Here is a 2,789-nt window from a genome sequence, read left to right on the forward strand (position 1 = left end):
CCGGCGAAATCGCCGCCTTCTTCGGCCGGCTCGATTGGGCGTGAGGGCGATCGAAGGCGCGCTTGCCTCTTGCCCGCCGGCCCTCTACCTTGCGCGTCGACGGCGGGCGGGGCGTAGCGCAGCCTGGTAGCGCATCTGCTTTGGGAGCAGAGGGCCGGAGGTTCGAATCCTCTCGCCCCGACCAGATTCTGGTTGCCTTGAAGCGACTCAAGCTTTATAATCTCTTTATTCCAACGAAATAAGGCCAAAATGGAACTGTGGTACACTGAACTTCACACTCCAAATGCAGGTCTCAAACTTAAGGTAAAAGAGACATTATTTGTCGGCAGATCCGAATATCAGACAATCGAGGTCCTGGATACCTATGAATATGGCAGGGTCTTGCTCCTTGATGGGCTTGTCATGACGACTGAACGTGATGAATATATTTATCATGAAATGATAACGCACCCCTCCTTATATCTCCATCCGAGCCCAAGAGAGGTCTTGATAATAGGCGGCGGAGACGGCGGGGCCGTCAGGGAGACCGTAAAGCATACAGATGTTGAGAAGGTGGTCCTCTGCGAGATAGACGGCCTTGTGATAGAGACATGCAAGAGGTTTTTCCCTTCGATAGCCTGTGAACTCGAAGGAAACGACAGAGTGTCGATAGTCGTGGGCGACGGGATAAAATATTTGGAGGATCATGAGTCTGATTTCGACATAATAATTGTTGATTCAACCGACCCAATAGGTCCGGCTGTCGGCCTTTTCAATGCCGATTTTTATAAAAAATGCCTTTCCGCCCTTCGATCGGATGGCATACTGGTGGCCCAGAGCGAGTCTCCATTCTATGATATTAAAATCGTTGCCGATATCAACAGTGGTCTTCGTGAGGCTGGTTTCCGGTTTGTTGATTTCTATCTCGGCTTTATCCCTACCTATCCAAGTGGCATGTGGAGTTGGGTCATGGCCAGTAAAAGATATGACCCACTTAATGATTTCGACCTGGAAAGGTTCAAGGTGCACAAGATCTCCACAAGATACTTTACTCAAGAGATATGCGGGGCATCGTTTGCCCTCCCGGCCTTTATGAAGGAGGCCCTTCAGCCTGTTAACCGGTGAATCACCCGATCCGCCTCAAGTGTTCCCCTGAATCCCTTTTGGGTATTCCAAGATCGTCCGGGGTTTACATCTTCAGAAACGATAATGGAGATGTGCTCTATGTTGGCAAGGCAAAAGATCTCCGACAGAGGCTTTCTTCATACCTGAAACCATCCGTTGATATCCCTCAAAAGACATCTTTAATGCTAAAAAAGGCCGCAGCCTTTGAGTTTATCGCCACAATGACCGAAAAAGAGGCGCTTCTTTTGGAGGCTACCCTCATCAAACAATATAAACCAATATACAACATCCTACTGAGGGACGACAAGGCATATCCCTTTTTAAAGCTCAATATACAACACGATTTCCCAAGATTATCCGTAGTAAGACGAAGGGAGCGGGATGGTGCTCTCTATTTCGGGCCGTATCCGTCAGGTCTGGCTGTGCGCGAGACATATAGATTTGTGACGGCCCTTTTTGGGCTGAGGACGTGCAGTGACGCCCGTATGGCGATGAGGTCCAGACCATGCCTCAAATATCAGATAAAACGCTGCTGCGCCCCTTGCATCAATGCCGTATCAAGAGACGAGTATGGGGAACGGATAAAAGGGGTCAGGCTGTTTTTTGAAGGAAAGACATCCGTTTTGCTTGAATCCCTTTCATCCCAGATGGAAGAGGCGGCAGCCAAGCTTGAGTTTGAGAGGGCTGCTGCGCTCAGAGATAGAATAAGAGCCATTCAGCAGATTACAGAGGGCCAGTGGGTTGTGGTCGGCATGGATACCGACCTCGACGCTATAGGCATCGCAAAGGGTGACGAAAGAGCGGTTGCCTCCATCATCAGGGTGAGGCAGGGTGTGGTTACCGGTCAGGAACTTCATTGCCTGGTTTCCGTCCAAGGGGAAGATGACGGAGCCGTATTGTCGGCCTTTTTGCGCGAATACTACGGCGAGAATCAGGTTCCACCCGAGATTCTTGTGCCGTCTCCACCCTCCGACCTTGCCGTTTTGTCTGAGTGGCTGTCCGAGATGGGCCTGAAGAGGTTGAATAGTGGCAGGGTGCGAGGGGAACGGGGTAGGCTTTTGGATATGGCAAGGCAAAACGCTGACCTTGCCTTGCTCGGGGCCAAAGAAGAGGCCCTAGAGTGGCAGAGGCTTTCGTGTGAGATAAAGACTACGCTTGCCCTTAAGGTTACGCCTAGCCTCGTAGAGGGGGTGGATATATCCACAACAGATGGGGACCTTTCTATAGGGAGTCTTGTAGCCTTCAGAAACGGTAGATCTTATAAAAAGGGTTATAGGCGTTATAATATAAAAAATACAGTCGGTGGGATGGATGACTATGCTATGATCCACGAGGTGGTTGAAAGACGGATGAGGGCCGGGCTGGAGACAGGCGAATTCCCTGATCTGCTGTTGATAGACGGCGGGCGAGGCCAGCTGAATGAGGCGGTTCGGACGGCCTCAAGTCTTGGTCTTGGCGAGCGGCTGGAGTTTGTATCGATTGCAAAAGAGAGGGATGGTGAAGGCGAAAAGATATACAGGCCTCTTTGGCCAGAGCCCTTGTTCCTTCCGAGATCACACCCGGTCTTACTTTTTTTGCAGCGAGTTAGGGACGAAGTTCACAGGATCGGGATTACATTCCACAGAAAAAAAAGGGACAATGTCGGGTTGCGCTCAAGGCTGAGCAATATCCATGGAGTGGGGCCG

At 50.7% G+C, this 2,789-nt stretch carries 2 protein-coding genes and 1 tRNA gene; all 3 read left to right on the plus strand.

What is annotated here, in order from left to right; translation table 11 throughout:
• The first annotated feature begins 107 nt into the window (after window positions 1-107).
• Window positions 108-184 (plus strand) — tRNA-Pro (locus ACP5SG_RS09530).
• A gap of 65 nt (window positions 185-249) precedes the next feature.
• Window positions 250-1,104 (plus strand): polyamine aminopropyltransferase, encoded by an 855-nt coding sequence (speE, locus tag ACP5SG_RS09535; protein ID WP_237888291.1) that lies wholly within the window; start codon window positions 250-252, stop codon window positions 1,102-1,104.
• On the plus strand, window positions 1,101-2,789 hold a 1,689-nt coding region (gene uvrC, locus ACP5SG_RS09540; protein ID WP_428124035.1), incomplete at its 3' end, for an excinuclease ABC subunit UvrC. The genes speE and uvrC, both read left to right, overlap by 4 nt.

It is taken from the genome of Dissulfurimicrobium sp. (genome assembly GCF_049968175.1).
GTDB classification, from domain to species: Bacteria; Desulfobacterota; Dissulfuribacteria; order Dissulfuribacterales; family Sh68; genus Dissulfurimicrobium; species Dissulfurimicrobium hydrothermale.

What these genes read in the sequence shown, in the direction of transcription:
- speE (WP_237888291.1), top strand. Translation starts at nt 250, where the DNA reads ATGGAACTGTGGTACACTGAACTTCACACTCCAAATGCAGGTCTCAAA.